Origin of the sequence: Caldicellulosiruptor sp. DIB 104C (genome assembly GCF_028198085.1) — a bacterium.
Lineage (GTDB): Bacteria > Bacillota > Thermoanaerobacteria > Caldicellulosiruptorales > Caldicellulosiruptoraceae > Caldicellulosiruptor > Caldicellulosiruptor saccharolyticus.
This window is the reverse complement of sequence record NZ_CP116337.1, coordinates 1,153,253-1,172,512: the sequence shown is the minus strand read 5'-3', so window position 1 is coordinate 1,172,512 and position 19,260 is coordinate 1,153,253. Positions and strand designations below refer to the sequence as shown.

General features: G+C 34.6%; 20 protein-coding genes. All 20 read left to right on the top strand.

All coding sequences use genetic code 11. The features are described 5' to 3' along the window. Nucleotides 1–87: 87 nt before the first annotated feature. The 20 genes from PGC14_RS05810 to purH all read left to right on the top strand — a co-directional run bounded on the left by PGC14_RS05810 (nt 88) and on the right by purH (nt 19,252). A complete protein-coding gene (locus PGC14_RS05810; protein ID WP_039764614.1) occupies nt 88–780 on the top strand; it encodes a tRNA threonylcarbamoyladenosine dehydratase in 693 nt (230 codons plus the stop codon). A gap of 78 nt (nt 781–858) precedes the next feature. Continuing rightward, nucleotides 859–1,302: a DivIVA domain-containing protein gene (locus PGC14_RS05805; RefSeq protein WP_039764612.1), complete on the top strand. Its 444-nt coding sequence runs from the start codon at nt 859–861 to the stop codon at nt 1,300–1,302. A gap of 80 nt (nt 1,303–1,382) precedes the next feature. Beyond that, nucleotides 1,383–2,159, top strand: coding sequence for a polysaccharide deacetylase family protein (locus tag PGC14_RS05800; protein ID WP_039764362.1), 777 nt, complete (start codon nt 1,383–1,385; stop codon nt 2,157–2,159). A gap of 57 nt (nt 2,160–2,216) precedes the next feature. Continuing rightward, a complete protein-coding gene (locus PGC14_RS05795) occupies nt 2,217–2,804 on the top strand; it encodes a hypothetical protein (RefSeq protein WP_039764360.1) in 588 nt (195 codons plus the stop codon). Nucleotides 2,805–2,874: 70 nt separating this feature from the next. After that, nucleotides 2,875–3,519, top strand: a complete 645-nt coding sequence (locus tag PGC14_RS05790; RefSeq protein WP_039764358.1) for a single-stranded DNA-binding protein — start codon at nt 2,875–2,877, stop codon at nt 3,517–3,519. Nucleotides 3,520–3,611: 92 nt separating this feature from the next. After that, nucleotides 3,612–4,148, top strand: a complete 537-nt coding sequence (gene pgsA, locus PGC14_RS05785; protein ID WP_039764356.1) for a CDP-diacylglycerol--glycerol-3-phosphate 3-phosphatidyltransferase — start codon at nt 3,612–3,614, stop codon at nt 4,146–4,148. 46 nt (nt 4,149–4,194) lie between these two features. Continuing rightward, nucleotides 4,195–4,554 carry a phage holin family protein gene (locus tag PGC14_RS05780; protein WP_039764354.1) on the top strand — a complete coding sequence of 120 codons (360 nt, stop codon included), beginning with the start codon at nt 4,195–4,197 and terminating at the stop codon, nt 4,552–4,554. Between the two features lie 26 nt (nt 4,555–4,580). After that, nucleotides 4,581–5,558, top strand: coding sequence for an AIR synthase family protein (locus PGC14_RS05775; RefSeq protein WP_271629772.1), 978 nt, complete (start codon nt 4,581–4,583; stop codon nt 5,556–5,558). Between the two features lie 16 nt (nt 5,559–5,574). Next, the gene (locus tag PGC14_RS05770) at nt 5,575–6,246 is read left to right on the top strand and encodes a response regulator transcription factor (protein ID WP_271629771.1); all 672 of its coding nucleotides are present in this window, start codon (nt 5,575–5,577) and stop codon (nt 6,244–6,246) included. A 25-nt stretch (nt 6,247–6,271) separates the two neighbouring features. After that, on the top strand, nt 6,272–7,675 hold the full coding sequence (locus PGC14_RS05765; protein ID WP_039764351.1) for a sensor histidine kinase: 1,404 nt from the start codon (nt 6,272–6,274) through the stop codon (nt 7,673–7,675). Between the two features lie 94 nt (nt 7,676–7,769). Beyond that, nucleotides 7,770–8,993, top strand: coding sequence for a S1C family serine protease (locus PGC14_RS05760; RefSeq protein ID WP_039764349.1), 1,224 nt, complete (start codon nt 7,770–7,772; stop codon nt 8,991–8,993). Between the two features lie 223 nt (nt 8,994–9,216). Then, on the top strand, nt 9,217–10,605 hold the full coding sequence (locus PGC14_RS05755) for an NCS2 family permease (RefSeq protein ID WP_039764347.1): 1,389 nt from the start codon (nt 9,217–9,219) through the stop codon (nt 10,603–10,605). 126 nt (nt 10,606–10,731) lie between these two features. Then, nucleotides 10,732–11,442 carry a phosphoribosylaminoimidazolesuccinocarboxamide synthase gene (purC, locus tag PGC14_RS05750; protein WP_271629770.1) on the top strand — a complete coding sequence of 237 codons (711 nt, stop codon included), beginning with the start codon at nt 10,732–10,734 and terminating at the stop codon, nt 11,440–11,442. A gap of 38 nt (nt 11,443–11,480) precedes the next feature. After that, nucleotides 11,481–11,729: a phosphoribosylformylglycinamidine synthase subunit PurS gene (gene purS, locus PGC14_RS05745; protein WP_039764344.1), complete on the top strand. Its 249-nt coding sequence runs from the start codon at nt 11,481–11,483 to the stop codon at nt 11,727–11,729. A 3-nt stretch (nt 11,730–11,732) separates the two neighbouring features. Then, complete coding sequence (purQ, locus tag PGC14_RS05740) at nt 11,733–12,428, top strand: phosphoribosylformylglycinamidine synthase subunit PurQ (RefSeq protein ID WP_039764342.1); 696 nt, start codon at nt 11,733–11,735, stop codon at nt 12,426–12,428. A 6-nt stretch (nt 12,429–12,434) separates the two neighbouring features. Beyond that, nucleotides 12,435–14,627 carry a phosphoribosylformylglycinamidine synthase subunit PurL gene (gene purL, locus PGC14_RS05735; protein ID WP_271629769.1) on the top strand — a complete coding sequence of 731 codons (2,193 nt, stop codon included), beginning with the start codon at nt 12,435–12,437 and terminating at the stop codon, nt 14,625–14,627. Next, nucleotides 14,609–16,033 (top strand): amidophosphoribosyltransferase, encoded by a 1,425-nt coding sequence (gene purF / locus PGC14_RS05730; RefSeq protein ID WP_271629768.1) that lies wholly within the window; start codon nt 14,609–14,611, stop codon nt 16,031–16,033. The genes purL and purF overlap by 19 nt, the downstream gene beginning before the upstream one ends. 2 nt (nt 16,034–16,035) lie before the next feature. Continuing rightward, the gene (gene purM, locus PGC14_RS05725) at nt 16,036–17,061 is read left to right on the top strand and encodes a phosphoribosylformylglycinamidine cyclo-ligase (RefSeq protein ID WP_271629767.1); all 1,026 of its coding nucleotides are present in this window, start codon (nt 16,036–16,038) and stop codon (nt 17,059–17,061) included. After that, complete coding sequence (gene purN, locus PGC14_RS05720; RefSeq protein ID WP_039764338.1) at nt 17,058–17,714, top strand: phosphoribosylglycinamide formyltransferase; 657 nt, start codon at nt 17,058–17,060, stop codon at nt 17,712–17,714. The genes purM and purN overlap by 4 nt, the downstream gene beginning before the upstream one ends. After that, entirely contained in the window at nt 17,711–19,252 is a 1,542-nt protein-coding gene (purH, locus tag PGC14_RS05715) for a bifunctional phosphoribosylaminoimidazolecarboxamide formyltransferase/IMP cyclohydrolase (protein ID WP_271629766.1), read from the top strand. The genes purN and purH overlap by 4 nt, the downstream gene beginning before the upstream one ends. Nucleotides 19,253–19,260: the final 8 nt, after the last annotated feature.

Here is a 19,260-nt window from a genome sequence, read left to right as displayed (position 1 = left end):
AATGGGTCTTTTATTTTTATCTTAATTCTCATTTTTGAATTTGAAAGGAGAGTTGAAGTGGATACAGTGGATATATTTCAAAGGACAATGATGCTAATAGGGGAGGATGGACTTAAGAAATTGTCAAACGTAAACATTGCTGTATGTGGTCTTGGTGGAGTTGGAAGCTTTGCTTTTGAAGCACTTGTAAGATGCGGAATACAAAATTTTGTGATACTCGACAAGGATAAGGTTTCAGTTTCAAATTTAAATAGACAATTAATAGCTACTATATCAAATATAGGTAAATCAAAGGTTGATATTGCATATGAAAGAGCTTTAGATATAAATCCTTTTGTAAATGTGTTGAAAATTCCGAAAGAAATTAATCCAGAAAATGTTGAAAAGTTACTTGGCAATACAAAGATAGATTACATAGTTGATGCAATTGATGATGTCTCTGCAAAGATTGCATTAATTAAATTTGCAATTTCAAGAGAGATAAAAATTATCAGTAGTATGGGCATGGGGAATAGGTTAAATCCATCTTTACTGAGAATTTCTGATATCTACTCTACAAAAAACTGTCCACTTGCTAAAAAGATAAGAAGTATACTGAGAAAGGAAGGAATAAAAAAACTAAAAGTGGTCTACTCCGAAGAGAAACCTCTCAAGCCTGATTACAAGTTTTTAAAGGAAAAGACGCAAAAGGCTCATGTGCCAGGCAGTATTTCATTTGTTCCACCTGTTGCCGGATTTTTAATGGCTTATGAGGTTGTGAAGGATCTACTTGGGTGGTAACCAAATTTGTTGTACAAAGAGCTGTTTTTTGTGTTAAAATATCAAAAAAGGATTGTAAAATGGAGGATACATAAGAAAATGAGTACCTACAAATTTGCAAGAGCGTTTAGAGGATTCAAGCCAAGTTCTGTAATTGAATATCTCAATAACCTTGAGAAAACATACGAAAAGGAAATAAAAGAGAAACAAGAGACAATTGTAGAACTTCAAAAAGAAAATGAGGAATTGAAAAAGAAGCTTAGCAAGCTTGAAGAGGAATTTTCAAAATTAAATGAACAAAAGATTAAAATTGCAGAGCTACTGATTATTGCCCAGGAAAAGGCAGAGAGTATTGTTTCAAAGGCTATAGAAGAAGGAGAAAATAAAAAGAAAGCGTTGCTTGAGGAGATTGAAGAGCATGAAAAGACATTGCAAGGTTTAAAAGAAGAAATAAAAAGGATAAAGAGCGAGCTTCAGTCTGTGATAAGCAAGTTTGAAAATGAAACAGGAAATAAAGGCGAAGAAGAGGAGAGTTCAGATTGAAATATTGAGCTCTCCTCTTTTGCATATTGTTTTCCTATCTTTCATAAACTTACTGTAGAAAAATTATTTTAAAGTGAAGGATGATAAAGGTCATTAATATCTCAAGGATTGTGAGAGTGTTATTTTATTTTATCCTTATAGTGTTTCTTGCAAGTTGTATTTACATTTATTCAGAAGTTGCAATAGAAGTTATAAACCAGAAAAAACTTCTTCCCATCTATTGTGTTGCAAGAAATGATAATAAAATTGCAATTACATTTGATGCTGCTTGGGGTAATGACGATACAAAAGATCTTCTCAAAATTTTAAAACAGTATAAAGCAAAAGCTACGTTTTTCTTGGTCGGTTTTTGGGTAGAGAGATACCCGAAGGATGTACTTGAGATTTGCAAAGAGGGACATGAGATTGGAAGTCACTCTGACAAACATTTACACATGTCTAAACTATCAGAAACAGCTATTATAGAAGACATAAAAAGTTGTGAAGAAAAGATTTCAAAGCTAATTGGCAAAAGACCAGTTGTATTCAGAGCTCCCTATGGCGATTATAACAATACTCTAATCAAGACCCTCACTTCCTTAGGCTATTATGTAATCCAATGGGATGTTGATTCACTTGATTGGAAAGACTTGCCTGAAGATGATATAGCACAAAGAGTATTAAGGAAAGTAAAGAGTGGATCAATAATTTTATTTCACAATAACGCAAAGAACACAAAGTATGCACTTCCAAAGATATTAGGTGAGCTTTCAAAAAGAGGATACCAGTTTGTAACAGTTTCTGAATTAATATACAAAAATAACTATTATATTGATCACCAAGGTATACAAAGAAAGTTAGAAAATACAGTTAAATAAATTAAAACCGCACGGGTCACACTAATATATACACTTCATTTTAAACGAGGAAATGTTATGACAAGAGTGTATGTACTGTCAAACAGTGTGCAATTAAAAGAGTTATTTAAAAATAACTTTGTTGATGTTATCAAAAAAAAGGGTAAAAAAATATTAGAGATAGATTTGGCAAAGAACCGTAATAAAAAAGAAAACCTTGTATTATTAGTATCACAACTCAAATTGCTTTTTGATTATATCATTTTGTACTCAGATTGTCCAGAGCAGACTGCAAAGATTTGTGATATAATAATTATCTTACAAAATGAGCTTTTAGATGGGCTGTCAAGTGTGTTAAATAAACAACAAGTGGTTTTGCTTTTTTCAGATGACACAGCTAATAGAAATCTCAATGGTATCAGTTCAAAGATTATAGATATAGGTTTTTCGCCACAAAACACTGTAAACATTACCCATTTAGAATATGGACACGACAATAAAGTAACTTTTAATCTATTTTTTCAAAGAGCTGTTGAAGATATTGAAGGAAATTTTGTTATTGAGAAAGAAATAACAGAACATTGCGTATATACCTTAATAGACTATGAACTTTTGTATGTGTATCCTCTTATTACTACATTGAAGGTTTTGTTTCAATTAATTTGAAAGTCTAAAAACGCAACTTTTTGAATAGGATAAAAATAAGCTAAAAAAATACGAAGGGATGAGATTAATTATGCCTCAAAATCCTTTAGATAATAATAGAGTTTACTTATGTGGCAAGGTAGCAACTCCACTTAATTTTAGCCATGAGAGTTTTGGTGAGAAATTTTTCACATTTAAGCTTGAAGTACCAAGGCTTTCTCAGCAAAAGGATGTATTGCTTGTTACAATTTCAGAGAGACTTTTGATTAACGTAAACCTTGATGAAGGAAGCCTTATAGAAGTAATTGGCCAGTTTAGGTCTTATAATAATCCTTCAAATATTGGTAATAGGCTTATTCTCACTATTTTTGCAAGAGATATAAAAAATGTAGAGACCATTGACCCAACCAGAAATATAAATGAGATATTCCTAAATGGGTATGTATGTAAAAAACCTCAATATAGAACAACTCCATTGGGCAGAGAGATAACTGACATATTACTGGCTGTAAACAGGCTTTATGGCAAATCAGATTATATTCCCTGTATTGCGTGGGGTAGAAATGCAAAATATGCAAGTACCTTCCAAATAGGTGATAATATAAAAGTATGGGGAAGAGTCCAGAGTAGAGATTATCAGAAAAGATTAGAAACTGGCGAAGTTGAGACAAGAACTGCCTATGAAGTCTCTATATTCAAGCTCGAAAAGGTAGAAAATGAGCAGCAAAAAAGCTAAGCATTTCAAAAAGGCCTTTTTGATATGGATATTCTCATAAAAATGTGATAAAATCTTAAAAAGTGACAAAAGAGAATAAAGAGGTGTATTTATTGAACCTTCCCAATGTGCTTACTATTTTAAGATTCTTTTTAATTCCTCTTTTTGTTTTAGTCTTTTTCTCAAGCGTTAAATACAACTATTTGATAGCAATAGGAGTATTTTTGCTCTCAGGTCTTACTGACGTCTTAGACGGGTTTATTGCTCGTCGTTATAATATGGTAACAGAATTTGGAAAGCTGTTTGACCCACTGGCTGATAAGCTTATGATACTTACCGTTTTATGGTGCTTGGCCTACAAGGGTTATGTTCCTTCTATTGTTTTTTACATTATACTGTTTAAAGAACTCTTTATGATTGTAGGCTCAGTCATTTTATATGGAAAAATAAAAATTGTAGTTTCGGCCAACATATATGGAAAGATTGCCACTGTTTTGTTTTACATTGCTATAATATCTCTTCTCTTGAAGATGAAAATATCACTTTACATTTTAGTGATAGCAGTGGTATTTGCAATATTTGCACTTATAGTATACACAGTGAAATATCTAAGTGAATATAAAAAGCTCAAGAGCACCTCCAATGAATAAGAAATTAACGAACGTGAAAAGCTACAAATAGGGAGGTGCTTTTGTTATGAGTGAAAAAAGAGAAAGAAGATATGCAAGCTGGCTTGGCATTATAGTAAGGTTTGTTGTTGCATCTTTTATGATGCTCTTAATGCAAATACTTTATCCAAATTTTGTTTTTAGCAACTGGATGGCTGGAATAGCTTTAATTGCTGCGATATCTGTGGTAACATATATAATTGAGAGGATTACTACATTGTACAGAACACCGATAGGAAGAGGGATTATTGCTTTTTTGGTAACTTTTGCTATCTTATATTTTGCCAATATGTCAGTCCCTGGAATAAAGGTACCTTTTGTTGCAAATTTAATAACCTCTTTTGTAGTTGGAATGTTTGATATATTTTTACCTGACAGAGTATTTTAATTTTGACCAAAAAGGGGGTCTTTTGTTTGAAAATAGGAAAAATTCCTATTGAAATATTAGAGGAGCATGTGTTTGACCAAAAACCGGAAAGAAGTGACATTCTTCTTGCACCAGCTATTGGAGAAGACTCAGCGGCAGTTGATATTAAAAGTGATATTGCTGTTATCACAATGGATCCAATAACAGCAGCAGGCAGTATGATTGGATATCTTTCAGTTGTTGTGGTTTGCAACGATTTGGCTGCAGCGGGTGCTGAGCCAATAGGAGTGCTATGTACCGTCCTTATGCCACCAGAAAGTAGCCAAGAGGAGTTTATTCAAATTTTGCAGGATATAAAAGAGGCTTGCAAAAGGTTTAATATACAACTTTTAGGTGGTCACAGTGAAGTATCGCCCGTTGTTACAAAGCCATTGATTGTGTCAACAGGTTTTGGTAAGGTACAAAGGGACATGCTCATCTCTACCAGTAAAGCAAAAGTGGGTGATAAGATTATCATCACAAAGACATTGGGGATAGAAGGCACATTTATACTATATAATGAAAAAAAAGAAAAGCTAAAAACATTTTTAACTCCAGAGGAAGTTTCAGAAATAGAGAATTATATCAACAAGCTGAGTGTGATTGAAGAAGGCTTGGTTGCGAGAAAATATGCAAGTTCTATGCACGACATCACTGAAGGTGGCCTTTTTGGGGCAATTTTTGAGGTTTGTAAGGCTTCAGGAAAAGGTGCGAGAATCTATGAGGAAAAAATTGTGTTGAGTAGTAGTGTTAAGAAGGTTTCTTCTTTTTATAATTTAAATCCGTATAAACTTATCTCAAGTGGAAGTATGCTGATTACTACTGATAAAGAAAATGAGCTTCTCTATGAGCTCAAAGAGAAAGGGATTGATTGCTGCGTTGTCGGAGAGATTATTGAAGAACCAAAGATAGAGTTTATAAGTTCAAACGGTGATATTATACTTATAGATGAACTACCAATTGATGAAATCTATAAAGTGGTGTAGAAGGGGTAGGAATGAAATGAAGATATTAGTCATTGATGATGATGTAAAGATTTGTGAGGTTATTAAACTGTATTTAGAAAAAGAAGGTTTTGAAGTTGTAATCGCCCACAATGGCAGCGATGGTATAACCATGTTTAAACACGAGATGCCGGATTTAGTCATACTGGATATTATGCTCCCTAAAAAAGATGGGTATGAAGTATGCAGAGAAATCAGAAAAATCAGTAATATTCCAATTATAATGCTCACTGCAAAAGGTGAAACATTTGATAAAGTGTTGGGTTTAGAGCTTGGAGCAGATGATTATATTGTCAAGCCATTTGACCCAAAAGAGCTCATTGCAAGAATAAAAGCTGTGTTAAGAAGAACTCAAGGTGAAGTGAACGACGAAAAAGTGGTTGTTTATCCTAACCTTACCATCAATTTAACTACATACGAGGTAAAGCTAGAGGACAAGATTATAGAGATGCCGCCAAAAGAGATAGAGCTTTTATATTTTTTAGCATCTCATCCTAATAAGGTATTTACACGTGAACAACTTCTTGACCACATATGGGGTTATAATTTTATGGGCGATACCAGAACTGTTGATGTCCATATTAAAAGGATTAGGGAAAAAATAGAAAAAGATAAATACCCTTGGCGTATCAAAACTGTTTGGGGTGTTGGTTATAAATTTGAAATTTAAATTTGCCTTAAGGGTGTGAATTAAATTGAAATCTATATACTTTAAGTTTGTTACTATCTACACGGTTATAATTGTCATGGGTTTTCTAATATTTGGAACAATACTTAACAATCTTACTGAAAATTATTTTATATCACAAAAACAAACTCAGCTTGTCCGTGAAGCTGAAAAGATTGCAACAGGTCTTGCTCTTTGGTATATCACAGGCTTTTTAGAAAGGGATAGGCTTAGATTTGAGATAAATTTTTTACGTGACTATTTAAATGCCTCAATATTAATGATAAACAGAAATGCAAATGTTGTACTAAATTCAGATGAACAAGTTTTTATAAATGATTCAATTCTTCAAAGGATTAGAGATAAGGTATTCAGTGGTAATATCGCTGTTGAGAAGACATTAATAGGGGCTATCGTAAAAAAAGAATATCTTATAATTGGGTATCCTGTTGTAATAAATAATCAAGTAGTTTCTGGACTTTTGCTTATCACATCAACAGACGATATTCGGCAAACACTTAGGATGTACAATAGAATAATATGGCTTATTACATTGTTTGAGGTAATTCTTGTGTTGATTATAACCTATACGCTTACACAGAAAATTATCACCCCAATAAAAAAGCTTGCAAGTGTTTCAAGAAAAATTGCAGAAGGAGATTTTTCAGAAAAGATTCTTATGCCACTTAACAGCAGTGATGAGATTGGGGAGCTTATAGCTTCTTTTAATTACATGACAGAAAAGTTAGAAAACTTAGAGATGATGAGGAAAAGTTTTATATCAAATGTTTCTCATGAGCTAAGATCTCCACTTACATCTATAAGAGGTTTTATTGAAGGTATACTTGATAGGACAATTCCTGATGACAAAAGAGATTTTTATTTAAACTTAGTGAAAGAAGAGGTTATAAAACTTAACAACTTAATAAATCAACTTTTAGAATTGTCAAGACTTGAGTGGGGGAAGATAAATTTAAATTTGAGCACATTTAAGATTTATTCTGTTATAGCAGAAGAACTGATTAAGTTTGAAAAGCGAATTGAAGAGAAAAAGATAGAAGTATTTTTGGAAGTAGATGAAAATCTTGTGGTTAAGGCAGATAGGGATTTGATTAGCAGGGTAGTTCACAACCTTTTGGATAATGCGATAAAGTACAATAAAGTCGGGGGTAAGATATATGTATATTCCGAAGTTGAAAATGGCAAAGCATATATCACAATTCAAGACACGGGCATTGGCATACCTGAAAAGCTTCAAAAACTCATATGGGAAAGATTTTACAAGGTTGATGAGTCGCGCAGCCTTGAAAAGGGCGTAGGTTTGGGACTTTCTATAGTAAAGGAGATTATAAAGCTCCATAAGCAGAATATCTGGGTTGAAAGTGAAGAGGGTGTGGGTACAAAATTTACATTTACTCTTGATTTAAAATAATTTTTATTATTTGTTAACAGTTCGTTAAAAATTTTTTCAAAAACAAGGGGTAAAATTATAAGTGAAAAAATAAAGTATAAGAGGTGAGGATAAGATGTCTGATAAATTTGATTTCGAAACACCAAATTATCAACCTTCTTATAGTCCTATTAACTTTGAGGTTCCAAGAACTATAAAGAAAAAGAAATCTTTAAAAGGGTACTTATTTGCAGGCTTCATTGGCGGCTTGATTGGTGCTCTACTGGTTTCAATAATATTTATGGGATATTTTGGTGTTAACTTTGCTAACTTCAAAAACGATGTAAACTCAGCTATAAGCGGTCTTAACTTGGAAAGTTCAAATAACTCAGCACCTGTTACTAAAACAGTGGTTCTAAATTCAGGTAACGATTCATTTGTTACAGATGTTGCTAAAAAAGTTGGACCAGCTGTTGTAGGTATCAAAAACAAAGGCACTGCATACAACTGGTGGACTGATGAGACACAAGAGGTTACAATTGGTGAGGGCTCAGGTGTTATTATAAGCAAAGATGGTTATATTGTTACAAATAACCATGTTGTATCAGGTGCACGCAGCATTTCAGTAATTCTATCGGGTGAAAAGGAAGTTCCAGCAACAATTGTTGGAACAGATGCACTCAGTGACATTGCAGTTATAAAGATTGATCAAAAATATGTAACATCTGTTGCACCACTTGGAGACTCTTCAAAGGTTAAGGTGGGTGAGTTTGTTGTTGCAATAGGGAATCCGTTAGGTCAGGAGTTTGCTGGTACTGTTACATTTGGTGTTGTAAGTGCTGTCAATAGAAAACTTGACGTGGGAAATGGTATACAGATACCCTTGATACAAACAGATGCGGCAATAAACCCCGGAAACAGTGGTGGAGCACTTGTAAATAGCAGTGGACAGGTAATAGGTATAAACACTGCTAAGATATCTCAAACAGGCGTTGAAGGAATGGGGTTTGCTATACCAATAAACTATGTAAAGCCAATTGTAAATGACTTGATTAAATACAAAAAAGTTTTAAGGCCAACAATAGGTATTTCTGTTATGGAGTACTACGACAGAGCTGGAAATATTGTAGGTTTATATATCTCTAAAGTATATTCAGGCACTGGTGCAGCAAAGGCGGGACTAAAAGAAGGAGATTTAATTCTCCAGATAGATGGTAAAAAGGTAACTACATTTTCAGATATTCAATCAATACTTTCTACTCATAAGATTGGAGATGTGATTACTATAAGGGTATTGCGTGATGGACAAACTAAAGATTTTAAAGTAACACTTGGTGCACCAATAAATACAAATGATTAACAATAAGTGTATAATAAATTGCCAAAAAAGAGACCATCACCAGAGGAAAGATGATGGTCTCTTTTTTTGTAAATAATCATTCCGAATATTATAAATAACTTTTTTAAATTTGTTCACAATTAATTATTGACACTACGGTAATTGCTTTGATAATATGTATTTGTAATGTCCAAACATTCGGATTTACAATTATAAAAATGTTCGAAGAAAGGTGGTATGATTTGTGTTAGAAAACTTATTTAAGCTGAAAGAAAGAAAGACTGATGTAAAAACAGAAGTAATAGCAGGTTTTACAACGTTTATAACAATGGCTTACATAATATTTGTCAACCCCACAATCCTCAGTACAACTGGTCTTGACAAGCAGGCAGTGTTTTTTGCAACATGTATTGGGGCTGCTGTCGGTACACTTATAATGGCACTCTATGCAAATCTTCCATTTGCTTTGGCACCGGGAATGGGGCTTAATGCATTTTTCACATATACAGTGTGCCTCCAGATGAAATACACTCCTCAACAAGCTCTTGCTGCAGTGTTTATATCAGGTATAATATTTGTTCTAATAACTGCTGTAGGTTTGCGACAAGCAATAGTGAAGTCAATTCCACAATCTTTAAAACATGCAATGACTGCAGGTATAGGACTGTTTATTGCTTTTATAGGGTTTATCAACAGTGGGATAGTGGTTATTGACCCAGGTTCGAAACTGCCAAAATTTGGTGATTTTACTGCAGCATTCAATTCTTTTACAAATAATCCTGATATAAACAAGAGTATAATAGCTTCACGTGGTGCACTTGTTGCTGTAATTGGACTTTTGATAATTGGAATTTTGATTGCAAGAAGAGTAAAAGGTGCAATAATAATTGGAATTATAATTACCACAATAATCAGCTTTCCACTGAAAATTGTTGACCTTTCAAAGTTTAAATTTAGTTTAGAAGCATTCAAGGTTTCTGCTTTCAACTTTGATTTTGCAGGACTGTTTTCTGCGCATAACCAAGGTGGAGGAATTGGAGCTGTACTTTTGAGCTTGTTTGCAATAATTTTGACATTTACACTCATTGACATGTTTGATAGTATTGGTACCTTTGTTGGACTTGCTGACAAAGCAGGTATGCTTGACGAAAAAGGTGATATTCCTAATATGGACAGAGCACTTATGTCAGATGCGATAGCTACAATTGTTGGAGCTATATTTGGTACCTCTACTGTAACAACCTATATCGAAAGTGCTGCAGGTATAGAGGAAGGTGGAAGAACTGGTCTTACTTCTCTTGTGACAGGACTTCTGTTTATCCTTGCACTGATTATTGCTCCGTTTATCGGGCTTGTTCCATCCCAGGCTACAGCTCCAGCACTTGTCGCTGTTGGTGTTATGATGATAAGCTCAATAAAGAAGATTGATTTTAACGACTTTGAAGAAGCTCTACCAGCATTTCTGACAATAGTGATAATGCCATTTACTTACAGTATTGCAAATGGTATTTCAGCTGGTATTATATTCTACGTTTTAGTCAAACTTTTAAGAGGAAAAGCAAAAGAGGTTCACCCAATTACTTATGTGCTTGCTATTCTGTTCATCTTAAGATTTATGGTCATCGCCCATTAGAAAAAAAAGGGGAGCAAAGATAATGCTCCCCTTTTAAAACTTAGAATTTTGAATAATTATACATTTTGAAATATCAATAATAAGAGTCTAATATTTGTCAACAGAACTTTAGGAGGTTTTATAATTATGAGTTATCAAATGAAAGGATTGTTATATGAGGGAAAGGCAAAAAAGATTTATGAGACAGACGTTGATGACATTGTTATAATTGAATATAAGGATGATGCAACTGCTTTTGATGGTACAAAAAGAGGTATAATTAATGAAAAAGGTATAGTAAACAACAAAATTTCAAACCATTTTTTCAAATTATTAGAATCTAAAGGTATTCCTACACATTTTATTGAGCAGATAGACGAAAGAAGGACAGCTGTAAAGAAAGTGGAGATAATTCCTGTAGAGGTCATTGTGAGAAATATTGCTGCAGGTTCACTTTGCAAAAGGCTTGGGCTTGAAGAAGGAACAGCCCTAAAAAGGCCAGTTTTAGAGTTTTGCTATAAAAATGATGCACTTCATGACCCTCAAATAAATGAGTATCATATCTTGGCTTTAGAACTTGCAACAGAAGAGGAAATTAACAAAGTTGTGGAATATTCGTTTAAAATCAATCAGATTCTGAGGGAGTATTTGAAAGAGGTAAATATTGATTTGATTGATTTTAAGCTGGAATTTGGAAAATACAAAGGCAGTATAATATTAGCCGATGAAATCTCACCAGATACATGTAGATTTTGGGATATGAACACAAAAGAGAAATTAGACAAGGATAGATTCAGAAGAGACCTTGGAAATGTTGAAGAGGCTTACAAAGAGGTTTTGAAAAGACTTGGGTTGTAAAATACAAGTTTTTTAAAGAAAGGAGATGCAATAAAAAGGTGCTTAAAGCAGAGATTTTTGTATATTTAAAGAAATCTATTTCAGATCCCCCAGGCATTGCTGTTTTGAACTCTTTAAAGAGTTTGGGATTTGAGAATGTTGAAAAGGTTAGGATGGGCAAGTATATAGTTGTATACTTAAATGAAAATGACATTGAAAAGGCAAAAGAAGAGGTAAAACTCATGTGCGAAAAGCTTCTATGTAATCCAGTAATGGAAGAGTATAAGTTTAATATTTCGGAGGAGTAGACAATGAAGTTTGGTGTTGTTGTCTTTCCTGGCTCAAATTGTGACAGTGACTGCTATCATGTTATCAAAGATGTAATAAATGAACATGTTGAATATATATGGCATGATTATAATGAAAAATTGGATTTTGACTGCATAATTCTGCCCGGTGGTTTTTCCTATGGAGATTATTTAAGAGCAGGGGCAATAGCACGGTTTTCAAAAGTGATGCCGAGAATAGAAGAATTTGCTCAAAATGGAGGTCTTGTTATAGGGATTTGCAATGGGTTTCAGATTTTGACAGAAAGTCATCTTTTGCCAGGTGCTCTAATCAGAAACAAAAACTTAAAATTTATATGTTCCGACCAGTATGTTAAAGTTGTTAACAACAAAACTCCGTTTACTAACCTTTATAAAGAAAATGAAGTAATAAACCTGCCAATTGCTCACGGTGAAGGGAATTATGTGGTAGATGAAGCTACTTTACAAGAAATGATAGAGAATGAACAAATAGTCCTACAGTACTGTGACAAAAATGGCAATGTAAATGAAGACACAAACCCAAATGGTTCCATTTTGAACATTGCAGGGATATGCAACAAGGAAAAGAATGTATTTGGACTCATGCCCCATCCAGAGAGAAGTAGTGAAAAGCTTTTGGGTTGTGAGGATGGGAAAAGAGTATTTTTGAGCATCATCAATTATCTGAGGTCGAGGTGAGATATTTTGAAAAAACACCTATATGAAGAGGTTGGGTTGACATATGAAGAATACAAAATGATTATAGATATTTTAGGAAGAGAACCAAATGAATTAGAACTTAATCTTTTTGGTGTTATGTGGTCTGAACACTGCGGATACAAAAATTCAAAGGCGCTTTTAAAACATCTTCCCACAAAAGGGGAGCATATTTTACAAGGACCAGGAGAAAATGCGGGTATTGTTGACATTGGTGATGGATATGCAGTGTGTTTTAAGGTTGAAAGCCACAATCATCCGTCAGCTGTTGAGCCATACGAAGGAGCAGCCACTGGTGTTGGGGGTATAATTCGTGATATATTCACAATGGGTGCAAGGCCAATTGCGCTTTTGGACTCACTAAAGTTTGGTAAACTTGAAGATAGTAGAACTAAGTACTTATTTGAAGGAGTTGTTTCAGGAATTGCAGGTTATGGTAATTGTGTAGGTATTCCAACAGTTGGTGGAGAGACAACTTTTGACCCCATCTATAAAAACAATATCCTTGTAAATGTTATGTGCGTTGGTATTATGAAAAAGGACAAAATTTTTAAAGGTGTTGCAGAGGGAGTTGGCAATTCTGTCTTTTATGTTGGGCATACAACAGGAAGAGATGGTATGGGTGGTGCTACATTCGCATCAACTGACCTTACACAGGAGTCAGAAGAAAGAAGGTCTGCTGTGCAAGTTGGCGACCCGTTTATGGAAAAGCTGCTGCTTGAGGCATGCTTAGAACTTTTCCAAACAGATGCTGTTGTTGGAATTCAAGACATGGGTGCAGCCGGTTTGACCTCATCTACATGTGAGACAGCTGCAAGAGCGGGAACAGGAATTGAAATAGATGTAGCGCTTGTTCCAAAAAGAGAAGAGGGTATGAACCCAATTGAGGTTATGCTTTCTGAGTCGCAAGAGAGAATGCTTGTTATTGTAAAAAAGGAAAAGGAAGAAGAAGTTTATAAGATATTTGAAAAATGGGGACTTCATGCTGTCAAGATAGGAAGAGTCACGGATGATGGGATGTTAAGAATCCTTGACAATGGAAATGTTGTTGCAGAGGTTCCTGCAAAAGCACTTGCCCATGCACCAGCTTATGTAAGAGAGACAAAAGAACCAGAGATTGTAAAAATATCCCAACAGTTTGACATTTATTCCCTTCCTCAGCCTCAAGATTTAAATGAGGCCATATTGAAGATGATTTCCAATCCAAACCTTGCAAGTAAGGAATATATTTATAGGCAGTACGATTACATGGTAAGAACTGATACAATTATAAGACCAGGGCATGATGCAAGTTTGTTGAGAGTCAAAGGTACTAAGAAAGGTATTGCTGTTACAATTGATAGCAACGGACGGTATTGCTATTTAAATCCTTATGAAGGAGTTCAGCTTGTTTTGGCAGAAAGCTATAGGAATATAGTAGCGGTAGGTGCAAAACCTCTTGCTATTACAGATGGGTTAAATTTTGGAAATCCACTCTATCCAGAAATTTACTACCAATTTGTAAAAACAATTGAAGGGTTAAGAGTTGCATGTGAATATTTTGGGACACCAGTTACAGGTGGAAATGTGTCTTTTTACAACCAATCTGAAGAAGGTGCGATTTATCCAACACCAGTAATTGGAATGGTAGGAGTTATTGAAGATGTTGAGAAGGCTGTAGACATATCCTTCAAGGAAGAGGGAGATGTCATTGCGATAATAGGCAAGACTTTAGGTGATATAGGTGCTTCAGAGTATTTAAGTTTTTACCATGGAATTGTTTCTGGAAGAGTACCAAAGCTTGATTTAAAAAAACACAGAGAAACATGTGACAAGGTCTTAGAATGTATCAATCAAGGTTTGTTTAAATCTGTTCATGATATCTCAGATGGTGGATTTGTAATTGCTCTTTTAGAAAGTGCTTTAAAAGGTAAAAAAGGTGCAGAGATTAAAATAAATACTTCTTTGAGAGAAGACTTTTACCTATTTAGCGAGACACCAGGGCGATTCTTAGTCACATTTAAAGAAGAGAATCTTCCAAAGATAAGAGAAATTTTAAACGGTATTGAATTAGAAATAGTTGGTGAAGTAACAGACAAGTTTGAAATACTTGGGCAAATAAATGACAAAAAACTAAAATTAGATTTGAATGAAGTTGAGAGGATATATCAGGAGGCAATACCATGTGTTTTAAAGAATTAGAAGAGTCCTTTAAAGACCACTGTGGTATATTTGGAATATACCGTACTGATAAAAAGCAAGATAGTGCCAAAATTACCTATTTTGGACTATATGCTCTTCAGCATAGAGGACAAGAGAGTAGCGGTATTGCTGTAAATGATTCAGGGAATATCATTTATCACAAAGACAATGGACTGGTTAATGAAGTATTTAATGAGGTGGTTTTAAACCACCTCAAAGGGCACTCAGCAATCGGTCATGTTCGATACTCAACAACAGGAAAAAGTAATAGAGAAAATGCTCAACCACTTGTTGTAAAATACAGAAAAGGCCATATGGCACTTGCTCACAATGGAAATTTAGTAAATGCGCATATTATCAGAGAGAAACTTGAACAAGAAGGTGTTATTTTCCAAACTACTATTGATTCTGAGGTAATTGCCAATTTGATTTCACGAAACAGAATAAAGTCGGAGAATATAGAAGAGGCCATACTCAAAACAATGGATGAGATAAAAGGCGCGTATTCACTTTTGATATTGACGCCAAACAAACTGATTGCGGTAAGAGACCCATATGGGCTGCGGCCGCTTGTTATGGGCAAAATAAACAACAATATTTGTTTTGCGTCAGAGACATGTGCTTTAGATACAGTAGGCGCTGAGTATATAAGAGATGTGGAGCCAGGTGAAATAGTTAGTGTAACTAAGGATGGAATTAAGAGTATAAAATATGGGAAAAGTTTCAAACACTTGTGCGTATTTGAATTTATCTACTTTGCGAGAGCCGATTCGTATCTTGACGGTATTAGTGTTTATGAAATCAGAAAAAAACTTGGTAAACAGCTTTGTAGAGAATCTTATGTTGAGTGTGATATTGTAATTGGAGTTCCAGACTCAGGTACAACGGCTGCTATTGGCTATGCAGAGGAGGCAAAGATACCATTTTCAGAAGGATTTATAAAAAATAGGTATATAGGAAGGACATTTATTAAGCCTCAACAAAGCCAAAGAGAGATAGCTGTCAGGCTCAAGCTAAATCCACTAAAAAGCAATGTAGCTGGAAAGAGGGTTGTGCTAATTGATGACTCAATAGTTAGGGGCACAACCTCAAGGAAGATAATAAAAATGTTAAGAGACACAGGTGCGCGTGAGGTACACCTTAGGATAAGCTCACCGCCTGTCCTCTTTCCATGTTACTATGGGATTGATACACCAGATAGGAATGAGCTAATTGCAGCAAACTACACTCCTCAGGAAATTGCCAAGATTTTAGGTGCTGATTCGCTCGAATATCTCAGTTTAGAAGGCCTAAATAGCGTATTTGACAATAAGCTGCAAAACTTTTGTACAGCTTGTTTTAGTGGTAAGTATGTTACCGAATTACCAGAGAATTTTAATAAATATATCTTCGAAGAGGGTGTTTGAAAATGACCACCTACAAGGATGCAGGTGTTAATATTGAAGAGGGTTATAAAGCAGTAAACCTTATAAAAAACATAGCAAAAGAGACATTTGATTCAAATGTTATAACTGATATTGGCTCATTTGGAAGTATGTATTTGTTAAATATAGAGAATTCAGATTATATCTTGGTTTCAGGAACAGATGGAGTAGGGACAAAGCTAAAGATTGCTTTTTACATGGACAAGCATGATACTGTTGGAATTGATTGTGTTGCAATGTGTGTGAATGATATCTTGTGCCACGGAGCAAAACCTCTTTTCTTTTTAGATTACATTGCTTGTGGTAAGCTGAAAAGTGAAAAGGTAGCAACCATAGTAAAAGGTGTTGCAGAGGGCTGCAAAATAGCAGGATGTTCACTTGTTGGTGGTGAGACTGCTGAAATGCCTGGTTTTTATCGGGAGGAAGAGTATGATTTAGCAGGTTTTGCAGTAGGTCTTGTGAAAAAAGATTTAGCAATTTGTGGTCAAGATGTAAAGGAAGGAGATATTCTAATTGGGCTTGCCTCAAGTGGTGTTCATAGTAACGGTTATTCGCTTGTGAGAAAGGTCTTTGGCATAGATGAGAATCCTAAAGTCCTTACAAAGGTTTATGAGGAACTTAATTTAAGCCTTGGTGAAGAACTCTTAAAGCCGACGAGAATCTATGTAAAGCCAGTTTTAAAGGTGTTAGAAAAAATAAAGATAAAAGGAATTGCACATATCACAGGTGGAGGTTTTTTTGAAAATATTCCAAGGGCTTTTCCAAAAGGGTTTGTAGCAGTAATTGAAAAAGGAACATGGAATATTTTGCCTATATTTAGGTTAATTCAGAAGTATGGCAAAGTGGATGATAATGAAATGTTTTCAACATTTAATATGGGTATTGGAATGGTTTTGATAGTTTCTAAGGATGATGTTGAGACTGCTATGGAGATTTTAAATGAAGAAGGTATAAATTCATATGTAATAGGTACAATTGAAAAAGGCGAAGGCGGAGTTGTTCTAAGATGAAGAAGTTAGCTGTGTTTGTATCAGGTTCAGGTTCTAATCTACAGGCAATTATAGATGCTATCAAAAATGGCGAGATTTGTGCACAAATCTCTTGTGTAATCTCAAATAAAAAGAATGCTTATGCACTTGAGAGGGCAAGACAAAACCGAATAGAAGCATATTATATCTCTAAAAAGGATTTTCCAAGTGAAATTGAATACGAAAAGTATCTTGTCAAATTTCTGAAGGAAAGGAAAGTTGATTACATTATCTTGGCAGGATTTTTGTATATTTTCTCAGAGTATTTTGTAGAAGAGTTCAAAAATCGTATTGTGAATATACATCCATCCCTTCTTCCTGCCTTTGGCGGCAAAGGAATGTATGGACTCAATGTCCACAAAAGTGTGATAGAATATGGAATGAAAGTGACAGGTGCTACAGTCCATTTTGTTGATTCTACTACAGACGGCGGACCCATAATATTGCAAAAGGCCATATATGTAAGAGATGATGACACCCCTGAAAGTTTGCAAAAAAGGGTTTTAGAAGAGGTGGAGTGGAAGATATACCCTGTAGCGATTAAACTTCTTTGTGAGGATAAAATAGAAGTCATTGGAAGAAAGGTTATTATTAAAGACAAAGAAATCTTAAAGAAGGTGGGAATTGAGACATGACTAAGAAAGCTATTATAAGTGTTTATAACAAAGATGGTATTTTGGAGTTTGCTAAAGAACTAAAAAATCTCGGATACGAAATTATTTCAACCGGCGGAACAATGAAGTATCTAAAAGAAAATGGCGTTGATGTAATAAATATAAGTGATGTTACAAATTTTCCAGAGATTTTAGACGGAAGAGTAAAGACACTTCACCCAAATATTCATGCAGGAATTCTTGCAATAAAGGACAACAGGGAGCATGTCAAGACATTAAACGAGCTAAACATATCACCAATTGACATGGTTGTTGTCAACCTCTATCCTTTCAAAGAGACCATTTTAAAAGAAAATGTGGCATTTGAAGATGTGATAGAAAATATTGACATTGGTGGTCCTACCATGCTTCGCGCTGCAGCCAAGAATTTCAAATATACAACTGTCATAATAGACCCTGCTGACTATGGACTTGTATTAAAAGAGATAAAGGAAAATGGTGATGTCTCATTTGATACAAGGTTTTATCTTGCAACAAAGGTATTTGAATACACTTCGTACTACGATTCTATGATTTTTAACTACTTCAGATTTGTAAGAAAAGATAATTCTTTCCCAAAGCAACTTACAGTTCCACTTGAGAAGGCTAAGCAACTAAGATATGGTGAGAATCCTCATCAGCAGGCAAGTTTTTATAAAATAACTTTGCCGTTTATTGAAAAGTCCAATATAGCAAATGCTGAGCAGCTTCATGGTAAGGATCTTTCGTATAACAATATTCTTGACAGTGATAGTGCTATTGAACTTTTAAAAGAGTTTGATGAGCCAACATGTGTTGCAATAAAACACAATAATCCCTGTGGTGTTGCATCAGGTGACAATATCTTTGAGGCATATAAGAAAGTATACAATAGCGACCCAGTGTCTATATTTGGGGGAATTGTAGCATTTAATAGGAAGGTAGATAGACAAACAGCTGAGGAGCTAAAAAAGATATTCCTTGAGATAGTGATTGCTCCTGACTTTGATGAAGATGCACTATCTTTGCTTTCTACAAAAAAAGACCTTCGGATATTGAAACTTCTAACTTTGGATAAAACTGATGTATATTATGATGTTAAGTCAGTAAATGGTGGAATGCTTGTGCAGGAAAAGGACAGGAAATTGCTCAATGAAGATTACCAAGTTGTAACAGAAAGAAGGCCAACAGAAAAGGAAATAGAAGACTTGATATTTGCCTGGAAGGTTGTAAAACATGTAAAGTCAAATGCAATAGTTATTGCAAAGGACAAAATGACATTGGGGATAGGTATGGGACAGACAAATAGAATCTGGGCTGTTGAACATGCAATCTCACGTTCAAGATTTGATTTGAATGGAGCAGTACTTGCGTCAGATGCTTTCTTCCCATTTTCTGATAGTGTTGAAGCAGCAGGCAAAGCGGGAATTACAGCTATTATTCAGCCTGGCGGGTCTATTAGAGATAAAGAGTCAATTGATGCTGCAAACAAATATAACATTGCTATGATATTTACGGGTATAAGACATTTTAGGCACTAATTTTAGAC